Source organism: Streptococcus sp. oral taxon 064, from assembly GCF_001683375.1.
GTDB classification, from domain to species: domain Bacteria; phylum Bacillota; class Bacilli; order Lactobacillales; family Streptococcaceae; genus Streptococcus; species Streptococcus oralis_S.
In genome coordinates, this window is the sequence record NZ_CP016207.1 from 345187 (window position 1) to 368368 (window position 23182).

Here is a 23182-nt window from a genome sequence, read left to right on the forward strand (position 1 = left end):
ATTTAAGGAAGCAATATGAAGAAATACCAACAATTATTTAAGCAAATCCAAAAAACCATTCAAAACGAGACTTACGCTGTCGGAGATTTCCTCCCCAGTGAGCACGAACTCATGGATCAGTATCAGGTGAGCCGTGACACCGTCCGAAAAGCTCTGTCCCTCCTCCAAGAGGAAGGATTGATCAAAAAGATAAGGGGGCAAGGTTCTCAAGTCGTCAAAGAAGAAACGGTAAATTTCCCTGTCTCTAACCTAACCAGCTACCAAGAACTGGTTCAGGAACTTGGGCTGCGCTCGAAAACCAATGTCGTCAGTCTTGACAAGATCATTATCGATAAAAAGTCCTCACTGATAACCGGCTTTCCAGAGTTTCGGATGGTGTGGAAGGTAGTCCGCCAGCGTGTGGTGGATGATTTGGTATCGGTTCTAGATACGGACTATCTGGATATGGAACTGGTCCCAAATCTCACTCGCCAAATCGCTGAGCAGTCTATCTACTCGTATATAGAGGACGACCTCAAACTCCTTATTGATTATGCTCAGAAGGAAATCACCATTGACCACACTAGCGATCGAGACAAGATTCTCATGGATATTGGCAAAGACCCTTATGTCGTTTCAATCAAGTCAAAAGTCTATCTCCAAGACGGGCGCCAGTTCCAATTCACCGAAAGTCGCCATAAATTAGAAAAATTTCACTTTGTTGACTTTGCCAAAAGACATCCGAAATAAACACTTACAGTTGGGGATACTATCAACTGTTTTTTAGTAGTAAATAATCTAGTTGATAGTTGGAAAAGAGGCACTACTTGCTACTTATTCTACTATTTTAAGAAAAAACAACAGCAAATATGTATCTTGCTAAAAAGCTCTTGACAAATGCTAAGCGACCATTAGAATGGGAGGTGAGGAGATAAATAGAAACAAAATAAACGAAACTGCTTCATAAAATGTAAGCGGTTTCGAATACACAAAGGAGGGTTTTATGAAAAAACACTTTTGGGAGAAATCCTGTCGCTATAGCATCCGAAAGCTGACGGTTGGGACTGCTTCTGTTTTACTGGGGGCCGTTTTTCTAGTCAACCACACTGTAGCCGCAGACAGTGTTGAGGTTAAGCAAACTGAACCAACCTCTGTCGAAGCTATCACTAAGCCTGATAGTGAGCCCAAAGCAGCTGAAGCGACTGAAACTACAAATCCGTCTCTAGCCGAAAGTCCAGTAGTTTCCGAAAGCAAGCCAGCTGTGGAGACTCAGACAACAAATAGTCAAGCTAGTGAAGAAGCCATTGTAGAAGCTAAAGAAAATAAGGAACCTGAAAAAACAGATCAGCCGGTGACAAAGCAAGAAAACTATCAACTCAACTACGATCAACCAACAGCTCCCTCCTATGATGGATGGGAAAAACAAGCCCTCCCTGTCGGAAATGGAGAAATGGGAGCCAAGGTTTTCGGACTCATTGGGGAAGAGAGAATCCAGTACAACGAAAAGACCCTCTGGTCAGGAGGACCACAACCCGATAGCACCGACTATAATGGAGGAAACTACAAGGATCGTTACAAGGTCTTAGCAGAGATACGTAAAGCCCTCGAAGCTGGCGACCGCAAAAAAGCAAAACAGCTCGCTGAACAAAATCTAGTTGGACCAAACAACGCCCAGTATGGACGTTACCTAGCCTTTGGAGATATCTTCATGGTCTTTAATAACCAGAAGAAAGGACTAGATACTGTAACTGATTATCACCGTAATCTGGATATCACTGAAGCCACTACGACCACTTCTTACACCCAAGATGGGACCACCTTCAAACGCGAAACCTTCTCCAGCTATCCTGATGATGTCACTGTGACCCACTTGATCAAAAAAGGAAACAAGACACTTGACTTTACCCTTTGGAACAGCTTGACAGAAGACTTGCTTGCTAATGGCAACTACTCTTGGGAATATTCCAACTATAAGAATGGTCATGTCACTACAGATGCAAACGGAATCCTTCTAAAGGGAACTGTCAAAGATAACGGCCTCAAATTTGCATCCTATCTAGGAATTAAAACGGATGGAACAGTTACTGTTCAGAATGAGACACTAACCGTTACAGGCGCAAGTTATGCAACCCTCTACCTCAGCGCCAAAACAAACTTTGCTCAAAATCCTAAAACCAACTATCGAAAAGACATTGACCTCGAAAAAACAGTTAAAGGGATTGTAGAAGCTGCTAAGGCCAAAGACTACGAGACACTTAAAAAGGCCCATATCAAGGACTATCAAAGTCTCTTTAACCGCGTTAAACTAAACCTAGGCGGAAACAAGACTGCTCAAACGACAAAAGAGGCCCTTCAAGGCTATAACCCAGAAAAAGGGCAAAAATTGGAAGAACTCTTCTTCCAATACGGACGTTATTTACTCATCAGTTCGTCTCGTGATCGGACAGATGCTCTTCCTGCCAACCTACAAGGAGTCTGGAATGCCGTAGACAATCCACCTTGGAACGCTGACTACCACCTCAATGTCAATTTGCAAATGAACTACTGGCCTGCCTATATGAGCAATCTAGCTGAAACAGCCAAGCCAATGATTAATTACATTGACGACATGCGCTATTATGGCCGTATCGCTGCCAAGGAATACGCTGGCATCGAATCCAAAGACGGCCAAGAAAATGGTTGGCTGGTCCACACCCAGGCGACACCATTTGGCTGGACTACGCCTGGTTGGAATTACTATTGGGGTTGGTCTCCAGCTGCTAATGCTTGGATGATGCAGAACGTCTATGATTACTACAAATTCACCAAGGATGAGACTTATCTCAAAGAAAAGATTTATCCAATGCTCAAGGAAACAGCTAAGTTCTGGAACTCCTTCTTGCACTATGACCAGGCCAGTGACCGTTGGGTATCTTCTCCATCCTACTCACCAGAACACGGAACCATCACCATCGGAAACACCTTTGACCAATCGCTAGTCTGGCAGCTATTCCACGACTACATGGAAGTTGCTAGACATCTGAATGTCGACCAAGACTTAGTTACAGAGGTCAAGGCTAAATTTGACAAACTCAAACCCCTCCACATCAACAAAGAGGGGCGCATCAAGGAATGGTACGAGGAGGACAGTACCCAATTCACAAATGAAGGGATTGAAAATCACCACCGCCACGTTTCCCATCTAGTTGGTCTCTTCCCAGGTACACTCTTTAGCAAGGACCAAGCCGAATACCTAGAAGCTGCGCGTGCTACCTTGAACCACCGTGGAGATGGTGGGACTGGTTGGTCTAAGGCCAATAAAATCAATCTATGGGCTCGTTTGCTGGACGGTAACCGTGCCCATCGCTTGCTCGCTGAACAGCTCAAGTATTCAACCCTAGAAAACCTTTGGGATACCCACGCGCCTTTCCAAATCGACGGAAACTTTGGGGCAACCAGTGGAATGGCAGAAATGCTCCTCCAATCTCATACTGGCTATATTGCACCATTGCCAGCCCTTCCTGATGCTTGGAAAGACGGTCAGGTTTCTGGCTTGGTTGCTCGAGGAAACTTTGAAGTCAGCATGAAGTGGAAAGATAAAAATCTGCAAAGCTTGTCCTTCCTTTCAAATGTAGGTGGAGACTTGGTTGTAGATTATCCAAATATCGAAGCCAGCCAAATCAAGGTCAATGGCAAACCAGTCAAGGCAACGATCCTTAAAGATAATCGTATCCAACTGGCAACACAAAAAGGTGACGTCATTACCTTTGAACACTTCCCTGGTCGTGTAACCAGTCTAACAGCCGTTCGACAAAATGGAGTCACTGCCGAACTCACCTTTAACCAAGTAGAAGGCGCTACCCACTATGTCATCCAAAGACAAGTGAAAGACGAAACTGGCCAAACCTCTGCGACCAGAGAATTTGTAACTAATCAAACCCACTTTATTGACCGGTCACTCAATCCTCAACATGCCTACACCTATACTGTCAAGGCTATGCTGGGCGAGCTTGCCACACAAGTCTCTGAACAGGCCATTGTAGAAACCCCTAGTGAATTGATGGATGACCGAGACGTTCGTATCCAGTACGGAGCTGCCTTTGGAAACTGGGCGGACTCAGAATTATTTGGAGGAACTGAGAAATTTGCTGACCTTTCAAAAGGAGACTACACAGACGAAGACCTCACTGCCACCATTCCTTTCACTGGCGTTGGTATCGAAATCTATGGACTGAAATCATCTGAACTAGGTCTTGCCACTGCTAAAATTGATGGCAAAGAGGTCGGCGAACTTGATTTCCATACTGCTGGAGCAACTGAAAAAGGTAGTCTCATCGGTCGCTTCTCAGGATTATCTGACGGACCTCACACATTGACTCTTCGTGTTAAACGTGAGCACAAAGGACGTGGTAGTGAGCGCTCGAAAATTTCCTTAGACTACTTCAAGATCCTAGCAGGAGCAGGAAATACGATTGAAAAAATGGATGATCGTGATTCGCGCATCCAGTATGGTTCCCAGTTTAAGGACTGGTCTGACCCTGAACTCTACGGAGGTACGGAAAAATACGCGGACATCCACAACAGTGACTCTAGTGCAGCTTCAGAAGCTCAGGCAACTATTTCCTTTACAGGGACAGGCATTCGTATTTATGGCTTGAAGAGCCTTGCCCTTGGACGAGCACGTGTTACACTAGATGGCAAAGAAATGCCAAGTCTAGACTTCTACACTTCAGGTGCAACTGAAAAGAGGGCTTTTATTGGCGAATTTACAAACCTTACTGACGGTCCGCACACCCTGACACTACAAGTTGACCCAGATTCGCCAGAAGGTCGCAAGAAAATCTCTCTAGACTCCTTTGATATCATCAAAGCCCCTGCTGTTGGTATAGATAGCCCTAGCATCGCGCCTCTTAAGGAAAATGACAAAACCATTTCCTTAACCCTACCAGCTGGAGACTGGGAAGCCATCGCTGTAACCTTCCCAGGTGTCAAAGATCCTCTCGTTTTGCGTAAGGTAGATGAAACGCATCTGGTTACCAGTGGAGATCAGACTATCCTATCAATCCAAGACAATCAAGTTCAAATCCCAATCCCTGACGAAACCGATCGCAAAGCTGGAAATGCCATTGAAGCTTATACCATTCAAGGAAATACCACAAGCAGCCCTATCGTAGCCGTCTTTACTAAAAAGGATGAAAAGAAAGTCGATGAGAAGCGACCAACTACAAGCAAGGGGGACGAACCAGCTCCTACTGTTGAAATTCCGGAATACACTAAACCTATCGGGACTGCAGGGCAAGAAGTGCCACCCACTATAGATAAGCCTAAATACACTGAGCCTATCGGGACTGCAGGGCAAGAAGTGCCACCTGCTGTAGAAATTCCTGAGTACACTGAACCTATCGGAATGGCCGGACAAGAAGAGTCTCCTACTGTAGAAAAGCCTGAATACACCGAACCGATCGGAACTAGTGGAGATCAGGCCACTCCAACCCTTAGCCTTCCTGACTATCCAGTTCAAGTCTTGAAAGATAAGGAAACCGGAGTGGAAATTATTGGTGGAGTCAGTGACTTAGAAGGAATTTCTCACGTTTCTAGCCGACGTGTCCTAGCTCAAGAACTCTTTGGCAAGACCTATGACGCTTACGACCTACAACTTAAAGATCCAACAGATCATAGCTTGCAGCCAAAAGGCTCTGTCTTAGTTCGCTTGCCTATTTCAGCTAGCGTAGAAAATATCTACTACATCACTCCGACCAAGGAGTTGCAAACCCTTGATTTCACCGTTCAAGACGGAAAGGTAGAATTCATCACTAATCATTTCAGTACCTATGCTGTCGTCTATCAAGCAACTGGAACAAGCTCTAACACTGAGGAAAAACCAAGTACTTCAGATGAAGAAGCCTTGGCACACGAGGCTGAACAACTTTCAGCTAGTCCGAGCCTTACTAAAGCTGGAAATCATTCTCCTAAAGAAGAACTTCCAGCAACAGGAGAAGCGTCCAACCCACTCCTCTTCTTAGCAGGACTCAGCCTAGCCCTTACAGCCACTTTTATGTTAAAAGGAAGAAAGGATGACTCCAACTAACCTTTAAACACACAAAAACAGGATGAAGATCACCTTCATCCTGTTTTATTTTGTAATCAAAAGTTAGTTTTACAGTAGGTATAAAAAGGCTAGGGTCAAGAGACTTGCTAGAAGCCCAACTCCCCAAAAGAAGAAGTCAACCTTCCACTCGCTCCAAGGATTGCCCTTGCCTGAGAATCCTCCAAGCTCAAAATGATGATGGACAGGCGTCATACGGAAAATACGCTTTCCACCACTAAGTTTGAAGTAGGTAACCTGCATCATAACAGAGCTTGTCTCAAAGACATAGATAATCCCAATCAGCAAAAGGGTCCATTCTTGGTGGAGGGCCATAGAGATTGCTGCCAACATCCCACCTAGAGCCAAACTTCCCACATCTCCCATGAAAACCTTAGCAGGCTTGTGGTTAAAGACGAAGAAACCTAGCAAACCACCAATCATGGCAAGAATCACAAGAAGGATATCCAGTTGATTTTGCATATAAGCAATCACACCGTAGGCCGATAAGCTAATCACCACTGAAATACTTGCTAAGCCGTCGATCCCGTCCGTCAAATTCACCGCATTTGAAAAGCCAACTAGCCAGAAAAGGGCAAAGAAAATATAGAAAATGCCTAGATGAACTTGGTAGCCAAAGACTGAAAGCATGTCGCCACCACGCTCATAAAAGAGGTAGAAAATCACTCCTCCAAGGAGCTGGAGAGCAAGTTTTTGCTTGGGATTTAAGCCTTCGTTAATTTTACGAAAGACCTTGAGGAAATCATCCAAAAAACCTACCAAACCATACAAAACCAAGATAAACAAAATCATGCCGACATTGTTGGTCAATTGTTGGGTAAAGAGAGCGACAAGGAAGCTCACCACTACTGCAACAATCAGGAAGACAAGACCTCCCATGGTTGGAGTCCCAGCTTTAGCTTGGTGTTGCTTGACATCCTCGTGCATCTGCTGACCCGTAATCTGTGCTTTTCGATAAAATCGGATAAAGGCTGGAATACCTATCAAGGTCAATAGAAAGGCTAGAACCTTAATCTCCTAAAGTTATTTTCATTTTTTTAATGTCTTTGAGGGCTGTATTGGCACGGACACTTTGTTTCTTGACCGTTTTGCCACTACCTTCCCACTCGACTTCTATATTCAGCCATTTGGCAAATGTTTGCACATTTTCATCTGTCCAGCCGTACATATCAGGCATTTCTTCGACCTTATCTGACAGGATCAAGATCTGCTGATTGGCTTCCAAATTATCTCCTTCAGAAACCGAGAGTTCCTTGATCTTGGTTCCTGTTCCGATAACGATTGGTTGGACAAGGTTGCGACGCAATTCCTCTGCTAGGTCACCCGGAGTAAAGTCCTTGGTAGCTGGCATGGCATAGCTTGTCGTCTTGCTGACCTGATCCAAGCTCTTGGCAGTTGACTGAAGATTGAGGGATTCTTTCATAGCAGAAGCTCGCTCAAGGATTGGGTTGGCAAACTCTCCCAGCTGAACACCCGAATAATGCTCTGGCTGTTGCACCGTTACATAGAGGATAAAGTCAGGATTTTCTGCAGGATGCATCGACACAACTGAGAAGATATAGTTGGTTTCACCTGTCAGGTAGCCCCCATTCTTCTCATCGGCAATCTGAGCTGTCCCTGATTTCAGGGCAACATTTTGCCCCGGAACATTGACATTTGGTTTTCCTGTGCTGTGGTTATACATGGTACCGTAGACAGGATCTGTCCCGACCATGACCATGTGCTCCCGAGTAGAGGACGCTGCTGCTTTTGACACAGGATTTCCGACAATTTCCTTTTGAGACTTACGGACAGACTGGTCATTTGGATCATAGAGGGCACTGATAAATTTCGGCTCCAACATAACCCCATCATTAGCAATAGCTGTAAAGGCACGAAGCATCTGAGTCTGGGTAACAGAAATCCCTTGTCCAAATGAACTCATGGCGATATTGACAATGTTATCAGCAGGCAATTGACCTGTGTACTCATCCGCCAGACCAAAACGGGTCGGCACCCCAAACTTAAAGCGGTTAAGGTAGTCCAGCCAAGTTGTATCCCCCATCTTTTGCTCAAGCAAGGTCATCCCGATATTACTTGAGTGGGCAAATCCTTGAGAGAAGGTCATGGTGCCACCACTCGTCAATCCTTCATTGACGTCCCAGTCTCGAATGGTCGCATCAGCTATTTTCAATTCACTGCTGTTAAAGTATTCGCCACCAGGGAAGGTATTGTTGTCAATAGCCGAAGCTAACATCATCACCTTCATGGTTGACCCTGGCTCATAGTTACTTTGATAGAGGATATCACGCCAGACAAAGTCTTTTGTGATGCCATCCTTGGTATCAGCATTAAAGGTTGGCCGTTGGGTCGTAGCCAGGATTTCCCCTGTTTTAGCGCTAACCAAGGTAGCCGTCATATACTTGCCTTTTACCTTTTCCTGAAAGGCATCCATCTGGGTTTCCATAAAGGATTGCAAGGGACTAGAAAGGGTTGTGTACACATCCTTTCCATCTACCGTTTGTTGAGAAGCTTGATCTGTACCCGGAACAATATTTCCCAGACGATCTTTCTCATAGGTGATGATCCCATCTGTACCCGCCAGAATGCTATTTAAGGAACTCTCCAGTCCAGATGTCCCAATCAAACGTTTGGTGCCATCCTCATTTTCATGGAGTTGCGCTAAACCGATAAAGGAAGAAGCAAACTGTCCATTGGGATAACTACGGTTAGGGCTAGTTGTAAAGTCAATCCCCTCAACCCCAGCTGTTTTGAGGTCATTTTTAATAGCCATCATATTGGCATAGGTGATCCCATTTCCCTTGGTACCAAAGGATACCTGTTTTAGATCTGGCTGAGAAAGCTGTTCTTTGACATAGGACTCCTCCATATCCAAATACTTATGGAAAATTTCAGCTACCTTATTAAATTGAGAATCCTCTACATAGAGAATTTTTCCTGTTGCTGACTTGTAGGTCTTGTCAATAACGGCATAGATATTATAAGATGTCGCATCTTCTGCAATAGGTGTTCCATTACGATCGTAGATGGTTCCCCGTTTTGCAGGAATCGTCTTGGTTGTTTGATGGACCTTGTTTGCTTCTTGAACCAAGTCCTTACCAAATTTTTTACCCGTTCCGATAATGACCGCAAAGTTGACCAAAAAGACAGCGAAGAGTATGACAGCCAATAAACTCAGGCTTTTCCCTACTCTTCGACGGTTTTCTTCTGGAGATTTACGGTTACGAACGGCATAACGGATGATTTTTTCTTTCCACTGTTTCATTTCTTACTCCGCTGTTCGGATATTTTCGTTATTCAGCTGCAAATCCTTAGAGTTTGCAATTTCTTTCAAACGTTCTGAACGAATCAATTCATTGACCTCTTGCTTGGCATCGTCTAGCTCTGTTTTCTTTTCTTCGATTTGAGCATTAACCTTGGTCAATTCATTCTGAACTTGTAATAGCTTGGTCTGCATAAACACAACGCTAATTGCCAGGATAATCATTGTTGCAGCAATCGAAACATAGAAAGCCTTTTCCACACGTGAAAAACCTTTAAACTTCGTTTGCAATAACTGGCTTGTTTTTTCGATTCTTTCTGCCATGTTCTTCCTCTTACTTGTGAATTTTTCTAGCCACGCGCAACTTGGCTGAATGCGAACGATTGTTGGCTTCTAGCTCTTCAGCACTTGGCAAGATTGGCTTGCGGGAGACCAATTCCATCTTGGGCTTAAGGTCATCTGGAATGAAGGGCAAGCCTTTGGGAACTTCCACTGTTGAAGCTTCTTTGAATAATTGCTTGGTCAAACGATCTTCCAACGAATGGAAGGTAATGACCGAGATTCTACCATCCAAAGCCAGCATGTCCATGGCCTGCTGGATGGATTCATCTGCAGCGCCCAGCTCATCATTGACTTCGATTCGGATAGCCTGGAAAATCTGCTTGGCAGGGTGCCCCTTTTTCTTGAGTTCCTTAGCAGGCTTGGCCGACTTGATAATCTCTGCCAACTCCGTCGTTGTCTCAATGGGTTTCACCTCACGCGCTTGCTCAATCTTACGGGCAATCTGTTTAGAAAATTTATCCTCACCATACTTGAAAAAGATCCGAACCAGGTCATGATAGTCATAATGATTGACCACTTCATAGGCCGTCAAACTAGCTTCCTGATTCATCCGCATATCCAGTGGCGCATCTTTTTTATAAGAAAAGCCACGCTCACGCTGATCCAGCTGAGGACTGGACACTCCCAAGTCATAACAAATTCCATCAATTTCCTGGACACCAGCCTCCTGCAAACGTGCCTGCAAATGACGGAAGTTATCCTTGATAAAGGTTACCATCCCCTTTTCGATATAGGGTGCCAACCGATTTTGCGCATTGTCAATGGCATTCTGGTCCTGGTCAAAGGCATAGAGATGCCCTTTTTCGCTCAATTTACTTAATAAATATTCGCTATGGCCTGCTCCGCCCAAAGTCGCATCAACGTAGATACCGTCAGGTTTCACGTCAAGCATATCAATCGTTTCATGAAGCAAGACCGTTACATGATGAAATTCTTTTGTCATATCTTATCTATTTTACCACAAATCTGACCAGCTTGCACTTGTCAGACAAGGCTAAGTTTCTTCGAAAAAAATTCTCAAAAATATGTCATATATACTTGACATCTCATCCTCAAAAGAATATAATGTAGTCAAATATATACGACATATCAGAAAGGAGACCCTATGAATCGTGTCAAAGAATTCCGCAAGGAACTGGGCATTTCCCAGCTCGAGCTCGCCAAAGATATCGGTGTCTCGAGACAGACCATCAACATGATTGAAAACGACAAGTACAATCCAACCCTGGAACTCTGTCTCAATCTCGCCCGCAGCCTCCAAACTGACCTTAACAGTCTCTTTTGGGAAGACGATTTTTAAAAAAGGAGCAAACAAATGAAAAAAGAAACTCTCACTGACAAACTCATCAAACGCACATACGGCATTTCTGGCCCCCTTGACGAACACAAACGGCGCGAGGCCGATCGTATCGGGAATCAGGTCTTTATCGTTCTCTTTTATCTCATGATATTTGGCAACCTCATCCCCTTTGTCCTTGCTTATAAATACCCGCAAATTGTCGCTATCGGCTATCCTCTCGTGGTATTTGGCATTTCGATGATGGCTGCCCTCTATGTGGTCTCTCAAACCAAGAAAACGGGCATCACAGCTATTGACCCCGAAATGTTAAGCAAGAAAGAAAGTAAACAACTGCATTTTCCTGGTCTAAAAGCCGGTCTAATCTATGGCATGGGCATGTTCTTTGGAATACCGCTTCTGAATGTCCTAACCGATGATAGCAAGGATTATCTTGGTTCTCTTTTAAATACAGGGCATTTTGTATCAACTATCCTAGCTACCCTCTTCTTCGGAGTGACCATACAAATTATCGTCTCTCTGCGCATTCGAAAAGCCAAGAAAGATCGAGAAGACGACTAGGAGGTACCTTATGAAATCACTAGCTAGACTACTGATCAGTCATGTTTTTATCAGTATCTTTGTTACCTTTTTCCTACTTTCTGGACATATTGAGCATCCTTTCTTGATTATCTTTCTTTTATTCCTTCCTGTATTGAACAAGGGACAGAGATTCCAGAAAATCCAATCAAAAAAAATACGTCTTCTAAACGCATCTCTCTGTTTTATCCTCGTATCCTTTCCACAACTTTTAACAAATCCTATGGATTGGAGATACCTGGTATTTCTAATAATCTGTATCATTTTTAGTTTGGTTTACTTCTATACTCTCTATCAACTCTTTAAAGAAATCAATCAAAAATCGCTCATTTAGGAGGTTACTCCCATGAAAAAAGAAGATCTCACCACTCGATTACTCAAACTATTCTTTCACATACAAGGCCCCTTTGATGAATGCCGCCAAGAGATGATTTACAAGGCTTGTGCCCGTGCCTTGATCCAAATCGTATACTCCTCTCTCCTACTCTTCTTGTTCTATCTCCTATTTGGACGCTTCATAGAGTTGGTTCGAGATGCCATGCCCTACCTCTATTTTGGACTTATCTTCGTCCTCGCATCTAGGGCGAGACTAGCAGTTCGCAACTTACATTTGGACAAGGATGACCCGTCCGAAATCCATCACAAAAGCTACAGCAAAAGTCAAATCAACCTTCGTAGTTGGGGTGTATTCATCAGTATTCCAATTGGCTTGTTTGTCTTATCAGCCTTTCACAAACTCTTTGTTCAGCGTCTTCCCCTCAATACCTTTTGGGACAATCTCTTCCATTTCGATAAAACGCTCCCTTTACTAATCTTGAGTTTGGGAATTGGTGCCATCTTTGGAACCATGACCTATGCCTTTTTATCGGAACACGTTAAAAAATAGAGCAAGATTCGCTAATTTCTCATTTTATAGGCAAAGAATCCCACCTAGTTCGTTCTAGGTGGGGTTTCCTCTTCAATTCATAGGATATTTTCCAAAATATCTACTGACCCTCGTCACCAATTCTCCCACTGGGTTTCAATCTTGACCTCACCATAGTTACTTGGCGAGTACTTGCTGTCATAAATGGAACACCAGTCTTTCAAGACTTTCTGGTTGACGATTTTATCATAGTCTTGCTCTAATTCTTCTTTAGAAATATTATATTTTCTGAGATATTCTCTTATTTTTTCTTCATCCTCTAGATATTGACCTGGTTGCCTTGGCTCTTCAAAAATCGCAAGCCCTTTTTTGAGAATTTTCTTTTTTATATTATAGTGTGCTGAATACCATAGAGTAATATCCGAATTAATCCTTTTTTCAAAACGTATCGTCATCCCTTTGATACCTTCTCCAAAATTAAAGCTAATACTTATATCTTTATAGTCTCCAAGACGAGTTTGATACTTCCCAGAAGGGGTGTATGCAAAGTATTCACTATCATTAGGCCAAACTTCTCTGATTTCAAAGCCATCTATTTTTCTTAAAATATTATTTGACCGATAGGTTTTCTCAGTTTCTTGGTAAATCTCATCAAAAATGTTTTTAGGTTGACGCACAAAAAAGTAAAAACAGGATGATATGATTATCACGAATAAGACTACTAGGCCTAGGATTTTCTTCATATTATCACCAATTCTCCCACTGGGTTTCAACCTTGACATCGCCATAGTTGCTTGGCGAGTACTTACTGTCATAAATCGAACACCAATCTTTCAGGACTCTCTGATTGATGATTTCGTCGTAGTAAGAGTCCAAGTCCTTGGCAGTGACACCGTACTGCTCTAGGTAGGATTTTACCTCCGATTGATCATCAATATATACTTTGGAATTATTTTCTTTTTTTATTATAGTGGCTTCTTTACTCAAAACACCTAATTTATAATTGTAGCTTCCCCATATTTTTACACTAACATTAGAAGATAGGCTTCTTTCAGAGTAAATAAATAAAACCTTCTGTGAGCTTCGAAAATTAAACCCAATTTTAATCTCAGAATAATCTGACGGTGTTTTCTCTTTGTTGTATAATCCGAACGGAGTATACAAAATATTAGGGTCATCACTTGGCCAAACTGCTCTGATTTTAAACCCATCTATATGCCTTAAAATATTATTTGAGCGATATGTTTTCTCTGTCTCCTGGTAGATTTCATCAAAAATATTTTTAGGTTGTTTAGGAAAAAAGTAAAAACAAAATAATACAACTAGTAAGACTAAAGCTAATATACTGAATATTTTCTTCATCATCATTCTCCTACTCCGCCATGGCTTCCAAGCGATTTAAAAATGTCGATACTTCTGGATAGTTACTTTCGATATATGCTTTAATGGCGTCTTCACCTTTTTCCATAACCTCTAATGGAAGGATGCTAGCATAAATAGTACTTCTAACTTCTTTCCAATCCTTATTTTTTAAGAATTCTCTTTCTCTAAGAGTCGAATCCTTTTGAAGGTCAGCATAGTAAGAAGATATGGCTTGATCATAGGATTGCCCCTTCTGCATGCGGCCGATAAGATTGACCGAGTCCAAATCCGCCTTGTAATCATCCTCGCCAATACTTGGTTTCATATCCGTAGCATTTTTAGTCGTGTCTCCCTCCCATCCAGAAAGATCTTTGACATTCTCTCTACCGCCATAGACATCAGCTAACTGAACTTGATTAGGATTAAGGTGAGTCGCCATAGTGATGGATTGGTGGGTAAAGTCTGCATGGCCTGCTCCATTGTTAGAATAGGCCTTGAGCTTTGAATCCCAAAATTGGTCAAAACCTTCTGTAGTCTCATAAATTTTTTTATAATTTTCAAAACTTTTATCATAAAATTCTTTATTCTTTGTTTTCAGTGTATCAGCATCAAAATAAGTTCCCCCGACCATTTCATGTTGCAGTCTAAGATTATAAATCAATTTTTTTGCATCTTTTACATCTTCAATTCCAAGTTCTTTAAAAATTTCAAGAAGCGGTTTTTCTACTGTTCTTGATTTTCCTGTAATCGAGCTGCCGCCTGTCAGCTTATAAAAATATTTTTTCAAATGTCCCGCAGTTTCTTTCCACCTAAAGTCATTATAGTTTGCCGCACCGACGACTCGCAAAAAGATATAGTCACGGAACTCTTGACTGGAGGTTGGGAATTTCTTATCTATCCCTTGCTTGATGGTCAAGAGTTGTTGGGCTGTCTCTGCGTCAAAGCCGTATTCTGCCATCATGGTTTGGACAAAGGCCTTCTCTTGACGGCTGAGCTTCAAGTCCTTTGTATCAGCATAGGCAGTCAGCTAGTTGGCCCAAGTCAGGTCAGATGGGACTTTAAAGACGCCTTTCTTTGCATCCCAGCTCGATTCGATCTGGCCCAGTCCGCGACTCAACTGCACGTCAATACTGTCTAGATCATCGAAAAGTCCTCCTGAATAGCTATCATAGGCACGCAGGTCTTTCAAAATCGTTTCATAGACACGTTTATTCGCGTGGTGTCCTCTCATGAGCTCCACATTACTACGTCTCAATCTCCCTTTTTCTTCGCTATCCATGGTCAAGGAAGAAAGGGATTGGTTGACTTCATCTAGATAGGCGATCATTTGCTCTTCCTGACGGATCTTATCAAGCAGATCATCCTCGCGCCAACTCTTGCTGTCGACCATACTTTGGTAGTCTGCTGGTAATTTCTTGATGGCTTGAGAGAAGGTTTCAGCATAGAGCTGTCCCCCTTTGCTCAAGGGTAGCAAGACACTTGCAAAAAAACTTCTAGCCGAATCATAAGCGTCGCCCTTTAGACTCTCCGTATCCTCTGAAAACTTTTGGATGGCTGATTGCAAGGCTTGATAAGCCTCCACCTGAGATTGACACATGGTCGCTACACTTGAACTTTGTAGTTGTGATTGTTCCAAATACATATCAATGCCCATGACGTGTCTCCTCCTCTCTTTCTAGTTCCTTGCGTCTTTCATAGTAAACCGCATCCAAGTCTCCCTCTAACCGGAACTTTTCTTTCTTCAAATCATCCATGTGGTAGGTGAGGTCCTCAAAGATTTGGTTTTTGAGTTGGTTTCTTTGCAGGAGCGTTTCTTCCAACTGTCCTGCATATCGGCTCTGATAGGCTGCCTCCCACAATCACTTTGATAACGGTGGCTGGCTCTATCATATCCTTCAAAGGTTTCTATCAGTTTTTTAGTGCGGTAGTTCTCTTTTCCATTGTCTTCTAGCTGGTACAAGAGTTCTCGCTCTCTGTTCTTCAACTCATCTAACGTGCTCATGTATGACTCCTAAAACCATTGGCACCCGCTTCATCTAGCGCCTCAAAATCGCTCGCTACAGAGTGAAGTCGTTCGGAAGTTAGGGTGACAGCGGCTGTTATCTGACTAGCTAGATTTTGATCCTTTGTCAGACATTGATGAGCCTTGTTATTCCCTTGAAAGGTCGTTAAGTCATCCTGACTAGCCGCAGCGATCGCTGTTAACGATTGACAAGCATTTTTAAGCTGAGTCGCATATGTTTGCGCAATATTTAGATCACTTTTTACTGTTGACATGGCTGTTTTATCCTTTTTCTCATTCCCTAGTGATAGGTACACTACATTTAGCTATATAGGCCTATTATACCATGTTTCATAAAAGGAGCATCATTTTGTCCTGATTTATGTACAATTGTGTATTATTTTGACAACTTCTCTCATCCAACTCGACGAAAAAGGTAAAAACTGTTACAATGTAGAAAAAGAAAAGAGGCCCTCATGACCAGTATATATGATTTTTCCGTTTTGAACCAAAACAACCAAGCAACTCCCCTGGAGAGCTATCATGGCAAGGTTCTCTTGATTGTCAACACTGCTACTGGATGTGGTTTAACGCCCCAGTACCAGGGACTTCAAGAACTCTATGAACGCTATCAAGATAAGGGCTTTGAAATCCTAGATTTCCCTTGCAATCAGTTTATGGGACAAGCACCTGGCAGCGCAGAGGAAATCAATAGTTTCTGCAGTCTACACTATCAGACCACTTTTCCTCGCTTTGCCAAGATTAAGGTCAACGGCAAGGAAGCAGATCCTCTTTATGTTTGGCTAAAAGACCAGAAAGCTGGTCCGCTAGGAAAACGAATCGAATGGAATTTTGCTAAGTTTCTCATTGGTCGAGATGGGCAAGTCCTTGAGCGCTTCTCTTCCAAAACAGACCCCAAAACCATCCAAGAGTCTCTCCAAAAAATACTCTAATTTCTTTTTAAAACGTATCCCTTCATTTAGTTTGAGCCATGAAAGGATGCGTTTTTTCTTTAAAAAGTAACTGATTTTCTTTAATTTATATTTATTTTTTTGCTTTTTGCTATTGCAATTCTTTCATTAATTTAGTATATTTGTTATATTAAAAGTTTTCAGTCATTTTAAGGGAGAAATGACCTTTTAAATTTTTTTATCTTAAAATGAAAGCGCTTTATAAACAGGAGGTAAGGTGGCTTACAAATTATCAGAGAGTTTTTCATTAAATCAAGTTGTAACCAAGTCAGACTTGGGCTTGGCAGTAGCTGACTGCCTTTCTAAAAACTAGGAGTATATTATGAATCGATACCTTTTTGAAAAAGGGCAAACATTTAGCATTCGGAAGTTGACTGTAGGTGTGGCATCTGTTATCGTGGGACTGGCATTTTTTGCTTCTGGAATCGTGCGTGCAGACGAAACGTCTCCTGCCACGACATCCAATTTAGATCAGCAAATGAAACAAGTCGCAGATATAGAAGAGACCAAGGCTGAACCAGTCAAAGAAGAAGGCCGTGTAGAAGTTGAAAAACAAGAAACACCTGTTGCCGATACCAACAGTGCTGACTTGCTCCCTGAAGACATTCAGGACCGTGCCTATCCAGACACACCTGTCAAAGAACTCGATACGACTACTATCGTTGACCAGAAAGCTAGTCCAAAGGTAGAAACTAAGAGCATTCTAAAGGACAAGGAAGAAGCTCCAAAAGAAGCTGAGAACGGAAACCGTGCCATCATTAACGGTGGACAAGACCTCAAACACATCAACTACGAGGGGCAACCTGCTACTGCTGCTACTATGGTTTACAGCACTTACAATGCAGGGGAACAACGCTACCTCGTTTCAGGCTCAGGTATCTTCGTAGCACCTAACCTGATCCTTACCGTTGCTCATAACTTCCTAGAGGCCAATAAAGAAACTGGCGAGGGTCACATTCGTGGTGGAAAATCTGCCCAGTTCTACTATAACGTTGGTTCAAACAGCGAAAAGAAAAATTCACTGCCATCTTCTGGAACTACGGTTTTATTCAGAGAAAAGGATATCCATTTCTGGAATAAGAAGGAGTTTGGAAAAGGCTATAAGAACGACCTTGCTCTTGTAGAAGCTCCTATTCCTCTTCCGATTGCTAGTCCAAACAAAGCAGCAACCTTTGCGCCTTTAGCGGAGCACAAGACGCATCAGCCGGGAGAAGCCATCAGTACGATTGGCTATCCAACTGACTCGAGCTCCAAAGAACTGAAACAACCTATCCTAGCTGGTCAGCTTTACAAGGCAGATGGGACCATCCGATCTGTTGAGTCCTATGATGATAAGGGAACGACTGGTATCACCTATAAAACCACTTCTGTATCTGGTTTGTCTGGTGGCGGGATTGTCGATAGCCAAGGAAAAGTTCTGGGGGTTCACCAACACGGAACCGTTGACAATGGTGTAGCTGAAAAGGATCGCTTTGGTGGTGGACTCGTCCTTTCACCTGAACAACTGAAATGGGTGAAGGACATGATTGCCAAGTATGGTGTGAAAGGCTGGTACCAGGGAGACAACGGAAATCGTTACTACTTTACTGATGAAGGGCGTATGCTTCGGAATGAGAAAGCTGTGATCGGAAGCAACGAATATTCCTTTAACCAAGATGGGATTGCTACCTTGACCAAGGGAGTTGAATACGGTCGTGTGGTTATCCAACACGAAGACGAAGAAGGAAATCCTGTCAAAGATAATGATACCTTTATCGAACAGACAGCTGTTGATTCGCCATTTGATTATAATTTCAAAAAAGAAATCGAGAAAACGGACTTCTATCAGAAGAATAAAGACAAATACGAAATTGTATCCATTGATGGTGTAGCGGTCAATAAACAACTAAAGGATGCTTGGGCTGAAGATCACAATGTTGTCAGCAAAGCGCCTGCCGGTACACGTGTCATCAAGGTAGTCTATAAAGTCAACAAAGGCTCCTTCAAAGTTTACTACCGTCAAAAAGGAACCACTACTGAACTAGCGGAAGCGACAGTTGATAACAATGACGGTCAAGAGTATGACGTTTCCTTTGTCAACACCTTCCATGCAAAAGACATTGCTGGCTACCGTCCAGTCAAGGCTAGTTTGGAAGCAAGGATCCAGCAAAAAGGGGTGAATGAGGTCGTCTTTGAATACGAGCCAGTCGCTGATACAGCTAATCCAACGACACCGACTCCACCAGTGGCTCATCCAGAAGATAAAGAAACCGAAATTGGCAATCATGGACCTCTTCCAAGCAAGGCTCAACTCGATTACCACAAGGAAGAATTGGCAGCCTTCATCCACTACGGAATGAACACCTATACCAATTCTGAATGGGGAAATGGGAAAGAAGACCCTCGATACTTCAATCCAACCAACTTGGATACTGACCAGTGGATTCGCACCCTGAAGGAAACGGGCTTCAAACGAACCATTATGGTTGTTAAACACCACGACGGTTTCGTTGCTTACCCTTCTAAGTATACGGATCATACTGTAGCTGCCAGCCCATGGAAAGATGGAAAGGGTGACCTTCTCGAAGAAGTTTCCAAGTCTGCCAGCAAGTACGACATGAATATGGGTGTTTACTTGTCACCATGGGATGCCAATCATCCAAAATACCATGTTGCAACCGAAAAGGAATACAACCAATACTATCTCAACCAACTGAAAGAAATCCTTGGAAACCCAAAATACGGAAATAAAGGGAAATTCATCGAAGTTTGGATGGACGGTGCGCGTGGTAGCGGTGCCCAAAAAGTGACCTATACCTTTGATGAATGGTTCAAATACATCAAAGAAGCTGAAGGAGATATCGCCATCTTCTCTGCTCAACCAACAAGCGTTCGCTGGATCGGAAATGAACGTGGTATCGCTGGTGACCCTGTATGGCATAAAGTTAAACGGGCCAACATCACAGACGATGTGAAAAACGAATACCTCAACCATGGTGACCCAGATGGTGATATGTATTCTGTAGGGGAAGCTGACGTTTCGATCCGTTCAGGCTGGTTCTATCATGACAATCAACAGCCGAAATCACTCAAAGAGTTGATGGATATCTACTTCAAATCTGTTGGTCGTGGAACCCCACTCCTTCTCAACATTCCACCAAACAAAGAAGGAAAATTCGCAGATGCGGATGTGGCTCGCTTGAAGGAATTCAAGGCAACCCTAGACCAAATGTATGCGACTGACTTTGCCAAAGGCGCGACTGTAACAGCAAGTTCTACTCGTCAAAACCACCTCTACAAGGAAAGTCACCTCACAGACGGTACAGATGACACCAGCTGGGCGCTCTCAAATGATGCCACAACCGGTAGCTTTACAGTCGATTTGGGGCAAAAGAGACGATTTGACGTCGTTGAACTCAAGGAAGATATCGCCAAAGGTCAACGTATCTCAGGTTTCAAGATTGAAGTCGAAATCAACGGACGCTGGGTGACATATGGTGAAGGTTCGACCGTTGGTTACCGTCGCTTGATTCAAGGCAAGCCTGTAGAAGCACAAAAAATCCGTGTAACCATCACCGGTGCTCAAGCAACCCCAATCTTAACCAACTTCTCAGTCTACAAGACACCAAGCAGCATTGAAAAGACAGATGGCTACCCTCTTGGACTGGAATACCACTCAAACACAACGGCAGATACAGCTGGAACAACTTGGTACAATGAATCTGAAGGTGTTCGTGGCACTTCTATGTGGACCAATCAAAAAGACGCCAAAGTCAGCTATACCTTCACAGGAACCAAGGCCTATGTCGTCTCTACGGTCGATCCAGGTCACGGAGAAATGTCCGTCTACGTTGATGGTCAAAAGGTTGCAGATGTGCAAACTAAGAATGCTAGTCGTAAACGCAGCCAAAAAGTCTTTGAGACAGGCGATTTAGCACCAGGCCAACACACTATTACCCTCGTGAACAAAACAGGCGAACCAATTGCTACAGAAGGAATCTACACCCTAAACAATGATAGTAAAGGGATGTTTGAACTCGTAACTACGAAGTCGAAAAAGGAAAACCAGTCACTGTTAAGATTAAGCGTGTTGGTGGAAGCAAGGGGACTGCTACTGTTCGCTTCATCACAGAACCTGGAACTGGTGTTCACGGTAAAGTTTACCAAGATACAACTCAAGATGTGACCTTTAAAGACGGAGAGACAGAAAAGACTGTGACCATCCCAACGATTGACTTTACAGAACAAGCCGACTCTATCTTTGACTTCAAAGCCAAGCTCACTTCTGTCACTGATGGTGCCCTGCTAGGTTTCGCTACCGATGCAACCATCCAAGTGATGAAAGCTGAATTGCTGATCAAGGACCAAACAAGTTATGATGACCAAGCTAGTCAGTTGGATTACAGTCCTGGCTGGCACCATGAAACCAATTCGGCAGACAAGTACCAAAAGACTGAGTCTTGGGCTTCCTTTGGCCGCTTAACTGATGAGCAAAAGAAAAAGACAACTGTCACAGCCTACTTCTACGGTACTGGACTTGATATCAAGGGCTATGTTGATCCAAATCATGGTATCTACAAAATCTTCCTAGATGGCAAAGAAGTTCCTTACCAAGATGGAATGGGAAATGCTTCAACTATTGATGGTAAGAAATACTTTAGCGGTCGTGCAGCCCAACGTCAAGGCAATCAAACTCTAGTTAGCCTAAAAGGTCTGGACGAAAACCTGCACGCAGTCACCCTTCAACTAGATCCTGATCGAAACGATTTATCTCAAAATATCGGTATTCAGGTGGACCAATTTATCACTCGTGGCGAAGGCAGTGAACTCTACAGCAAGGCAGATATCATCCAGTCTATCTCTAAATGGAAAGATGATCTGTCCAACTTTGATCCAGCAGGCTTGAAAAATACGGCTACTGCACGCCAAGCTTTCCAAGCAAATCTAGAAAAATTGAGAAACCAACTCAGTGCTGATGCAGTGGATGTTCAGGATGTCATGTTGACAGTCAGTGCCCTACAAGATATCCTATCCAAGGATGAGAACTATCAAAGAGGCCAAGAGGAACCTAGTCCAGAGCAACCGGAACAGCCTGAAGAACCTTCTAAACCTGAGCAACCAGCTGAACCAAAACAACCGGAAATTGAGTATGATAAGGCTATGGACAGCTTGACAAAAGCTATCGAGAAAAAAGTCGCTGAGCTTGGATCCAACAAGGAAGCTAAGAAGAAATTATTAGAAATTGCTGACCAAGCCATTGCTGCCATCCAAGAAGCTAAAACTCAGGAAGCAGTCAATCAAGCGCTAGAAACTGCTCTCGAACAAATCAACAAACTCGAAGCGGCTCAGCCTGAGAAACCTGCTCAACCTGAGAAACCAGCTCAGCCTGAAAAACCAACTCAACCGGAAACTCCGGCTCAGCCTGAGAAACCGACTCAACCGGAAACTCCAGCTCAGCCTGAAAAGCCGACTCAACCTGAGAATCCAGTTCAACCGGAAAAACCGGCTCAGCCTGAGAAACCTGCTGAACCTGAAAAACCAGTTCAGCCTGAAAATCCGACTCAACCTGAGAATCCAGTTCAACCTGAAAAACCGGCTCAGCCTGAGAAACCTGCTCAACCTGAGAAACCAGCTCAGCCTGAAAAACCTGCTCAACCGGAAACTCCGGCTCAGCCTGAAAAGCCAGCGCAACCGGAACAACCAACTCAACCTGATAATCCAGTTCAACCTGAAAAACCTGCTCAACCAGAAACTCCGGCTCAACCTGAAAAACCAGCGCAACCGGAAAAACCTGCCGAGCCTGAAAAGCCAGCTCAGCCTGAAAATCCGACTCAACCTGAGAAACCGGCGCAACCGGAAAAACCCGCTCAACCTGAGAAACCGACTCAATCGGAAACTCCAGCGCAACCTGAGAAACCAATTACTTCTTCAAGTCCTGAGGAAGGGGTTAAAGACCTTGTCTTTACACTTCCAAGCTTGGAAATCGTCAATAAGATCGTACCGTTCAAGACGATTCGTCGCGAAAACCCACAATTAGACAAAGGAAAAGAACAAGTTCTATCAGAAGGGAAAGACGGTCTCTTAGTCGAGTATGTTGAAGTGGACGGTGACAATCGCAAGGTTCTCCAGACAGAAGCAACTCCAGCTCAAGATCGAGTGATTGAGGTAGGTAGCAAACAAAGCTCAGTTGGAACAGAAGCGCCACCAGTTGTGACTCTTCCTGAGTATGTTCTACCAAGAGAGACTGAAAAACCTGCTCCAGCCGTAACAAATAATTCATCATCAAAAGATGAAAAAGCTCCTGTTACAGCTACAATCAAAGAAGACAAGGAAAGACGACTCCCTGCAACTGGGGAACAAGAAGCAAGTGCCTTCCTCTTCTTGGCAGCCATTACTTCTATCTTGTCTCTCCTCATCTTCCAAAAGAATTTCAAAGACTAATAACCCTCTTTGATTGAT

Annotated in this window: 14 protein-coding genes and 3 pseudogenes; 8 read left to right on the plus strand and 9 right to left on the minus strand. The window is 43.4% G+C overall.

Features of this window, described 5'->3' with window-relative positions; translation table 11 throughout:
* Positions 1-15 precede the first annotated feature (15 nt).
* The gene (treR, locus tag AXF18_RS01660) at positions 16-729 is read left to right on the plus strand and encodes a trehalose operon repressor (protein ID WP_049550445.1); all 714 of its coding nucleotides are present in this window, start codon (positions 16-18) and stop codon (positions 727-729) included.
* A gap of 253 nt (positions 730-982) precedes the next feature.
* The gene (locus AXF18_RS09870) at positions 983-6046 is read left to right on the plus strand and encodes an SIALI-17 repeat-containing surface protein (RefSeq protein ID WP_084437454.1); all 5064 of its coding nucleotides are present in this window, start codon (positions 983-985) and stop codon (positions 6044-6046) included.
* A gap of 69 nt (positions 6047-6115) precedes the next feature.
* Here the strand turns inward: AXF18_RS09870 and mraY are convergent, their stop codons facing one another.
* The 4 genes from mraY to rsmH are packed head-to-tail and all read right to left on the minus strand — an operon-like array spanning position 6116 to position 10611.
* Complete coding sequence (gene mraY, locus AXF18_RS01670) at positions 6116-7078, minus strand: phospho-N-acetylmuramoyl-pentapeptide-transferase (RefSeq protein ID WP_065371392.1); 963 nt, start codon at positions 7076-7078, stop codon at positions 6116-6118.
* Positions 7074-9329, minus strand: a complete 2256-nt coding sequence (gene pbp2X, locus AXF18_RS01675; protein ID WP_049550446.1) for a penicillin-binding protein PBP2X — start codon at positions 9327-9329, stop codon at positions 7074-7076. Before pbp2X ends, mraY begins: the two co-directional genes overlap by 5 nt.
* Before the next feature lie 3 nt (positions 9330-9332).
* A complete protein-coding gene (gene ftsL, locus AXF18_RS01680) occupies positions 9333-9650 on the minus strand; it encodes a cell division protein FtsL (RefSeq protein WP_049550447.1) in 318 nt (105 codons plus the stop codon).
* A 10-nt stretch (positions 9651-9660) separates the two neighbouring features.
* The gene (gene rsmH / locus AXF18_RS01685) at positions 9661-10611 is read right to left on the minus strand and encodes a 16S rRNA (cytosine(1402)-N(4))-methyltransferase RsmH (RefSeq protein WP_049550448.1); all 951 of its coding nucleotides are present in this window, start codon (positions 10609-10611) and stop codon (positions 9661-9663) included.
* 162 nt (positions 10612-10773) lie between these two features.
* On the opposite strand from rsmH, the gene AXF18_RS01690 reads away from it, so the two are divergent.
* From AXF18_RS01690 to AXF18_RS01705, 4 genes are read left to right on the plus strand one after another with little or no spacing between them, the layout of a single operon-like run.
* Positions 10774-10968 carry a helix-turn-helix transcriptional regulator gene (locus tag AXF18_RS01690; RefSeq protein ID WP_001082470.1) on the plus strand — a complete coding sequence of 65 codons (195 nt, stop codon included), beginning with the start codon at positions 10774-10776 and terminating at the stop codon, positions 10966-10968.
* A 15-nt stretch (positions 10969-10983) separates the two neighbouring features.
* Positions 10984-11526: a DUF3278 domain-containing protein gene (locus tag AXF18_RS01695; RefSeq protein WP_049500391.1), complete on the plus strand. Its 543-nt coding sequence runs from the start codon at positions 10984-10986 to the stop codon at positions 11524-11526.
* A gap of 10 nt (positions 11527-11536) precedes the next feature.
* Positions 11537-11878, plus strand: coding sequence for a hypothetical protein (locus AXF18_RS10190; protein ID WP_000838130.1), 342 nt, complete (start codon positions 11537-11539; stop codon positions 11876-11878).
* 12 nt (positions 11879-11890) lie between these two features.
* Positions 11891-12430: a DUF3278 domain-containing protein gene (locus AXF18_RS01705; protein ID WP_049500394.1), complete on the plus strand. Its 540-nt coding sequence runs from the start codon at positions 11891-11893 to the stop codon at positions 12428-12430.
* A 113-nt stretch (positions 12431-12543) separates the two neighbouring features.
* Here AXF18_RS01705 and AXF18_RS01710 read toward each other — a convergent pair whose 3' ends face one another.
* The 5 genes and pseudogenes from AXF18_RS01710 to AXF18_RS01730 all read right to left on the minus strand — a co-directional run bounded on the left by AXF18_RS01710 (position 12544) and on the right by AXF18_RS01730 (position 16048).
* Complete coding sequence (locus tag AXF18_RS01710) at positions 12544-13152, minus strand: TipC family immunity protein (RefSeq protein WP_049550449.1); 609 nt, start codon at positions 13150-13152, stop codon at positions 12544-12546.
* Positions 13153-13156: 4 nt separating this feature from the next.
* Positions 13157-13771, minus strand: a complete 615-nt coding sequence (locus AXF18_RS01715; protein WP_049550450.1) for a TipC family immunity protein — start codon at positions 13769-13771, stop codon at positions 13157-13159.
* Between the two features lie 10 nt (positions 13772-13781).
* Positions 13782-15425, minus strand: a pseudogene (locus AXF18_RS01720) (T7SS effector LXG polymorphic toxin).
* A pseudogene (locus AXF18_RS10255) lies at positions 15415-15773 on the minus strand (hypothetical protein). Before AXF18_RS10255 ends, AXF18_RS01720 begins: the two co-directional pseudogenes overlap by 11 nt.
* Positions 15770-16048, minus strand: a complete 279-nt coding sequence (locus tag AXF18_RS01730; RefSeq protein WP_000108755.1) for a TIGR04197 family type VII secretion effector — start codon at positions 16046-16048, stop codon at positions 15770-15772. Before AXF18_RS01730 ends, AXF18_RS10255 begins: the two are co-directional and overlap by 4 nt.
* A gap of 201 nt (positions 16049-16249) precedes the next feature.
* On the opposite strand from AXF18_RS01730, the gene AXF18_RS01735 reads away from it, so the two are divergent.
* Both AXF18_RS01735 and AXF18_RS01740 read left to right on the plus strand, forming a co-directional pair.
* A complete protein-coding gene (locus AXF18_RS01735) occupies positions 16250-16726 on the plus strand; it encodes a glutathione peroxidase (protein ID WP_049550451.1) in 477 nt (158 codons plus the stop codon).
* Between the two features lie 340 nt (positions 16727-17066).
* A pseudogene (locus tag AXF18_RS01740) lies at positions 17067-23164 on the plus strand (alpha-L-fucosidase).
* Positions 23165-23182 lie beyond the last annotated feature (18 nt).